Here is a 6534-nt window from a genome sequence, read left to right as displayed (position 1 = left end):
CGACCCCCTGGGGGGGCGGCGTCTGCTGCATGATTCTCCGGACCGCCGCCACGGAATCCTGGGCCAACCTGGTGCCCTGGTTGCCGGCCAGGTTCAGTTGGACATATGCGGCCTTGCCGTCGGGGCTTTGCACGCCCCCCGCCGTGAGTCGATCGCCCCACAAATCCTGCACGTGTTCGACATGCTGCGGGTCGTTCCGCAATTCGCGAACCAACTCGCGGTAATACGTGTGAGCGTCGTCCCCGAGCGGTTCCTTCCCCTCCAGGAGGATCATGGCAAAACTATCCGAATCGGATTCCTGGAATGCCGTACCCATGTTCATCATGGCCCGCACCGACGGCGCGTCCCGAGGAGCCAGTGGTACGGAGTGCTCTTCGCCGACCTGCTCCAACGGCGGAACCGCCAAGGTCACGGTGAGCGTCAACGCCACCCACGCCAGGACGATGAGCGGCGAAAGCCTGCGGATCGTGCGGGCGACGACGGGCGGCCGGGGGAGTGGGGTGCTCATATGGCCTTCAACGGGCAGACGGGCACGGCGCCCGGGCCGCGCACTTCGAAGCGGCAGCCAGTGCCTTCGCTGTCGCGCTGTGCCATGGTGCTCCCCACGGTTACCGGTCGTGTCCTGAACTGAGAATCCGCCACTGACTGCCGCTATCTCAGCAGCAAGGCACGAACCAATGGACGGGGCCCTGTAGGTCGAAGCAAGGAACTGGCCGGGCGGGGGCGCACTTGTTGCGGCCACCAGAACCAGCGCCCCAGCAGCGCGGCGATGGACGGGGTCATGAACGCGCGCACGACCAGCGTGTCGAACAGCAGACCCAGTCCGATTGTCGTGCCCACCTGCCCGATCGCGCGCAGATCGCTGACCAGCATGGACCCCATGGTGAACGCGAACACCAGCCCGGCATTCGTCACGACTTTGCCGGTGCCACCCATGGCGCGAATGATGCCGGTGTGGATGCCGGCTCCTATTTCCTCTTTCATTCGGGCGACCAGCAACAAATTGTAGTCAGACCCCACCGCCAAAAGGACGATCACCGACATCACGAGAACTGACCAGTGTATTTGGATTCCGAGCAAATCCTGCCAGACGAACACGGAGAGCCCGAAAGACGCACCCAGCGAAAGCAATACCGTACCCACGATCACCAGTGCGGCGATAAAACTTCGAGTCATGACCAGCATGACGATGAAGATGAGGCAGAGCGCCGCGACGCCTGCGATCATGAGATCATAGGTCGACCCCTGCACCACGTCCCGCACGCCCGCTGCGGTGCCCGAGAGATAGATCTTCGAGGATTCCAGGGGTGTTCCCTTGAGGGCTTCCTCGGCCGCGCTTTTGATCGGGTCGACGCGGGAAATGCCCTCGGGTGACGCGGGATCGCCCTTTTGCAGAATGAGCATCCGGGCGCTCTTCCCGTCCGGGGACAAGAATATTTTCATGATTCGTTGGAAGTCCTTGTCTTTGAAGGCTTCCGGTGGCAGGTAGAACGAATCGTCGTTTTGAGCGGTGTCGAACGCCCTGCCCATGGCAGTCCCGTTACCGTTGTCGTCGCTCATGTTTCCAAGGACTCCGGACATGGTGCTGTGCATGGTGAGCAGCATGGTCCGCGAACTCTCCATGATCGCGATCATCTCGGGAAACTGGGCGAGAATCTGCGGCAGGAGGACGTCGATCTGATCGAGGTCCACAACCACGTCGCCCAGCTTGTCGGCAACCTCGTCGATGCCGTCGAGCGAATCGAAAATACTTCTCAGCGAAAGGCAGATGGGAATGTCGTAGCAGTGCTTGTCCCAATAGAAGTAACTGCGGATCGGCCTGATGAAATCCTCGAAATCCGAAATATGACTGCGCAGGTCGTTGGTGAGGTTCTGTATGGCATGTGTTGTGGCGACCATGTCGTGCGTCGTGGTGACCATCAGCTTCGTCAGCTCATAGAGGTGTCGCGTGATGCTGATCGCTTCCGCCAGCATGTCGGCCTGCTTGAGCATGTCCTCGAGGCGAGCATTCTGGAAAAACAAGAATTGCTGCTGACCGGCGACCTGCATGCTGAGGAAATACGGTATCGTCGTGTGCTTGATCGGGGTTCCCTCGGGCCGTGTTACGGCCTGAACCGTCGACACGCCCGGCACGGCCAGAACAGCTTTGGCCAGTTTCTCCAAGACCAGAAAATCGGCCGGATTGCGCAGATCGTGATCGGTTTCGACCATGAGGAGCTCGGGCGTCATCATTGTCGACGGGGGGAAATGTCGTGCCGCCGCCTCGTACCCCAAATTGCCGGGGATGTCTTTGGGGATGTATTTCTGGTCGTTGTAGCTGGGTCTGTAGCCAGGCAGCGTCAAGAGTCCGACAAGGGTGACCGCCAATGTGGCGACGAGAATCGGCGCGGGCCATCGAACGATTGCCGTGCCCACCCGCCGCCATGCGCGAGGGTTGATTGTCCGCTTGGGCTCGAACAAACCGAAACGGCTCCCGACGGTGAGCACGGCCGGAATCAGCGTGATCGCGACAGCGACGGCGACCAACACGCCCACCGCACACGGGACGGCCAGCACGTTGAAAGAGGGCAGCCGCGTGAAGATCAGGCAGAAAAGCGCTCCGGCGATCGTCAGGCCCGAGGCCACGATGACCTTGGCGACCCCGTGATATGTGGTGTAGTACGCCGTTTCCCTGTCCTGGCCGGCCTGGCGCGCCTCCTGGTAGCGGCCTATGAAAAATATCCCGTAGTCGGTTCCAGCGGCGATCACCAGGGACACCAGCAGATTAACGGCGAACGTGGTGAGGCCGATACCCGCGTAATGGCCGATGAATGCAATGATTCCGCGGGCCACTTGCAATTCGATGCCGACCACCAGCAGCAGCAGAATCACCGTGATGATCGAACGGTAGACGAGAAGTAGTGTGACGAAGATGACCACGATGCTCACCGCGGTGATCGTGGCGACGGTTCTGTCACCGCTGTGGCTCATATCGGCATTGATCGCCGCAGGCCCGGTGACATAGGCCTTTACTCCCGGCGGTGCCGGCGTCCGGGCGACGATGCGCTGAACGGCTTCGACCGCGTCGTTGCCCGCGGTCTGACCCGAGTTGCCGACGAGAACCACTTGAACATATGCGGCCTTACCGTCAACGCTTTGCGCGGCGTGTCTGGTTAATTCATCGCCCCAGAAATCCTGGACGTGGGCCACATGTTTCGGGTCGTCTTTTAACTGAGAAATCAAGCTGTCGTAGTATTTGTGGGCATCGGCGCCAAGGGGTTGTTGCCCCTCCAAAACGATCGTCGCCACACCGCCGGAATTTGATTGATCAGAACGGCCGGGTTGGTCGGATTGCTTGAAGTCCTCGTTCATGCGCTCTGCCGCCTTGACGGACGGCGCATCTGTGGGATTGAGCGAGACCGAATGCTCGCTTTCGACCTGCTCCAGCGAGGGGACACCGATCATCAAGAAACCGATGATCGCCAGCCAGGCCAGGATGACGAGGACCGAAAATCGACGGATGGTCCTCGCTACCAATGGTCGCGTGTTGGGTAGCTGATGGTTGCTCATGCGGGGTTCAGCGTGCACGACGTAAAGGCGCTCACCGCGTGCGCGATCTTCTCGGCTTTGACCACTCCGTCGAGCTTGATGCGGCAGCCGATACTGTCGAGGTCACCCTGCGCCGCGACACTTCGCATGCCCGTGGCTGCGGTGATCGCGAATTCGTATGACCACGGCAGGCTTACCCCCTGAACATGCTGCGGATCACCGTTGGCGCCGAAATAGCTGATCAAAGCCACGGCCCCCGGCGGTCCGAATACCTCGTATGTGAGGCGCTGCGGATTGTAGGGCTTGTTGTCGGCTCTGGTGTCGGAGTATGAAAGGTTCTTTTCAGAGCCGAAAAGGCCGTGCAGTCGCGACACAGTCATTCCTCCCACAGCGACCACGACCAGGACGACCAGCGGTATCCACAGCCGCCGCAGAACCCGCGGAATCACAGATCCCGAATTCCGGCGATTCTTTCCGTCGCCACCTTGTGCCCGAGGTGCAGTCGGCGGTTGGCCAGGACGTCGCCGAAAAACACGCCGGCGCCTGCGGCGTGGAGCGGGGTCTTGGCCGCTGTCGACGGGGACATCGGGCCACGCCGGCTCAACATCGCGCACACTGCCCCAAACCACCGCACCACCCTAGCTGACACGAGTTCAATTACGGTTCCAAACCCTACCGGTGGCCCACAGCATCGGGCCGGGATTTAAGGAACTTCTCAGGGTGGTGTCCGGCAGCGGCACTGGCCGCAGCCTCAGCCGTGACCGTGTCGGAAACGGGTTATGCTGCGGTGCGGCTGAGCTGTGGACGTGATCTGCCGCCTTCATTTCACAGAACGCGTACTGGGGGAACGAGAGGCCGAAATCGCGCGATGAAGTTTGTGCTGGCGTTCTATGGAACTCGCGGCGATGTCGAGCCCGGCATCGCGGTCGGTCGGGAGTTGCTGCGCCGAGGGCACGACGTGTGTGTGGCCGTCCCGCCCGACCTGGTTGGCTTCGCCGAGTCGGTTGGGCTCGCAGCGGTTGCCTACGGACCCGACATGCAGGCGTGGCTGGAATCGACGCGCAACTTCTGGGCGCGATTCTTCCGCAACTTCTGGAGAATCCAGGAGGTGAAGAGGCTGCTGCGCGAAGCTCGGGAGCCGGGCACCCAGCGCTGGGCGGAGATGAGCACGACGCTGACGGCGCTCGCCGAAGGAGCCGACCTGTTGCTCACCGGCATGAGCTACCAGGAACTCGCGCTCAATGTCGCGGAGTATCGCGACATTCCCTTGGCCACGCTGCTGTGGTTCCCGATACGGGTCAATGGTCACCTGGTTCCGTTCCTGCCGGCGCCGTTGATCCGTTCGGCGATGACGGTCTACGAGCGGTTGGTGTGGCGGGGAGTGCGGAAAGTCCAGGACGCCCAGCGCCGCCACCTCGGCCTTCCGAAGGCGACTCGTCCCGCGCCGCAACGCATTGCGGAACGAGGAGCGCTGGAGATCCAGGCCTACGACGTGGTGTGCTTCCCGGGTCTGGCGGCCGAATGGGCGCAATGGAATGAGCGGACGCCGGCCCAACGGCCCTTCGTCGGCACGTTGACGATGGAGTTGGCGACGGGCGCCGATGACGACGTCGCTTCGTGGATCGCCGCGGGAACGCCGCCCATTTGTTTCGGGTTCGGCAGCATCCCGGTCGAATCTCCCGCCGATACGCTTGCCATGATCGGTGCCGCGTGTGCGCGACTGGGCGAGCGGGCACTGGTCTGCGCCGGCTGGACCGATTTCAGCAGCGCCGCTCACTCCGACCACGTCAAAGTGGTGGGCCAGGTGAATTACGCGGCGATCTTTCCCGCCTGTCGTGCCGTCGTCCACCACGGCGGCGCGGGCACCACGGCCGCAGGCCTGCGCGCCGGCGTGCCCACGTTGATCCTCTGGATGGCAGACGTTCAGCTGATGTGGGGAGCTGCGATCAAACGGCTGAAGGTGGGTAACGCGCGGCGCTTTTCGAGCGCTACCGAGGAATCGCTGGTCGCAGATCTGCGTCGGATCCTGGCCCCGGACTATGCGACCCGCGCCCGCGAGATGGCCACCCGGATGACCCGACCCGCCGAGAGCGTTGCGGACGCCGCTGATCGTGTGGAAGATTTCGCCCGGCTCGAGTGTGTTGGCTGAACACCCCGACCGTTCAGCTGGGGAAATGCGTCTGGTTCACGTGCTCGGCCACCCGCAGGGCGTTGGCCGCGACGGTCAAACTGGGGTTCAAGCCGGCGCTGGAGGGAAAGAACGACGCATCGACGACATAGAGATTGTCGACTTCGTGCGCCCGGTTGTGGGGATCGAGCACGCTGGTCGTGGGATCGGTACCGAAGCGGCAGGTGCCACAGACATGGCCGAGGGTCGAGTTGTTCGCGCCGGTCCGCAATGTCAGCGTGCGAAACGGCTTCAACACTTCTTTGATCTGCCGGATGAACACCCGGCGGCGTTGGGTCTCACTGGGGTGTAATCGATAGTGAAGTTGCAGCCGTTGGCGACCGTCAGTGCTGGGTCGATCGCTGGGCAGGACGCGATTGTCCAGATACGGCAGGTCTTCCATCATCGGGACAAGCACCAGCCCACCGTTGAAGAAGCGATCGTAGATCGGTCGCACCGCCGGGCTCATCATGCGCAGCATCCTTGGCTGCCAGCCGGGCTGGTTGACGAACATGTCCAGGGATGCGAGATTGGCCATCGCGCCGGCCGACTGGAGGGTGCCATATTTCTGCCCCTCCCAGAAGTAGAAGTCGTTGAGCCCGATCTCCTTGTTTTCGGCCGTGATCGTGCAGCCGCGTTCTGGCCAGAGCTCGATCCAGTCCATGAGATGGCGCATCAGGTTGCGCCCGACCCAGTCGGAGCCGTTGGCCAGGCCGTTGGGCCACTGCCCGGTGCGGGACTCGAGTAGCAGCAGTGGGGTGGCCAGTGCGCCGGCGGCCAGCACCACGACCTTGGCTTTGAGAGCCAGCATGTCGGAGTGGTGTTGGGCGATCACGTGC

At 62.4% G+C, this 6534-nt stretch carries 6 protein-coding genes; 1 reads left to right on the top strand and 5 read right to left on the bottom strand.

Annotated features, from left to right (window positions below):
- From AC2VOK_RS08100 to AC2VOK_RS08085, 4 genes are all read right to left on the bottom strand, one after another.
- Positions 1-508: MMPL family transporter (locus AC2VOK_RS08100; protein ID WP_428900009.1), on the bottom strand; the 508-nt coding region annotated here is incomplete at its 3' end.
- Positions 509-651: 143 nt separating this feature from the next.
- Entirely contained in the window at positions 652-3549 is a 2898-nt protein-coding gene (locus tag AC2VOK_RS08095) for an MMPL/RND family transporter (RefSeq protein ID WP_428900008.1), read from the bottom strand.
- Complete coding sequence (locus AC2VOK_RS08090) at positions 3546-3962, bottom strand: MmpS family transport accessory protein (RefSeq protein ID WP_428900010.1); 417 nt, start codon at positions 3960-3962, stop codon at positions 3546-3548. The genes AC2VOK_RS08095 and AC2VOK_RS08090 overlap by 4 nt, the downstream gene beginning before the upstream one ends.
- A gap of 11 nt (positions 3963-3973) precedes the next feature.
- Positions 3974-4114, bottom strand: coding sequence for a hypothetical protein (locus tag AC2VOK_RS08085; protein WP_428900007.1), 141 nt, complete (start codon positions 4112-4114; stop codon positions 3974-3976).
- 282 nt (positions 4115-4396) lie between these two features.
- Between AC2VOK_RS08085 and AC2VOK_RS08080 the strand changes: the two genes are divergently transcribed.
- The gene (locus AC2VOK_RS08080; RefSeq protein ID WP_428900006.1) at positions 4397-5677 is read left to right on the top strand and encodes a glycosyltransferase; all 1281 of its coding nucleotides are present in this window, start codon (positions 4397-4399) and stop codon (positions 5675-5677) included.
- A 13-nt stretch (positions 5678-5690) separates the two neighbouring features.
- Here the strand turns inward: AC2VOK_RS08080 and AC2VOK_RS08075 are convergent.
- Positions 5691-6534, bottom strand: an 844-nt coding sequence (locus AC2VOK_RS08075) for a GMC oxidoreductase (protein ID WP_428900005.1), incomplete at its 5' end; no start/stop codon positions are given.

It is taken from the genome of Mycobacterium sp. TH-M116, assembly GCF_057473685.1.
Note: the sequence above shows the minus strand (reverse complement) of the source record. Positions and strands in the feature narration are given on the sequence as shown.

Bases quoted from the DNA above. Each gene is read 5' to 3' on its own strand.
- AC2VOK_RS08095 (WP_428900008.1), bottom strand. From the start codon at position 3,549: ATGAGCAACCATCAGCTACCCAACACGCGACCATTGGTAGCGAGGACC.
- AC2VOK_RS08080 (WP_428900006.1), top strand. From the start codon at position 4,397: ATGAAGTTTGTGCTGGCGTTCTATGGAACTCGCGGCGATGTCGAGCCC.
- AC2VOK_RS08085 (WP_428900007.1), bottom strand. From the start codon at position 4,114: ATGTCCCCGTCGACAGCGGCCAAGACCCCGCTCCACGCCGCAGGCGCC.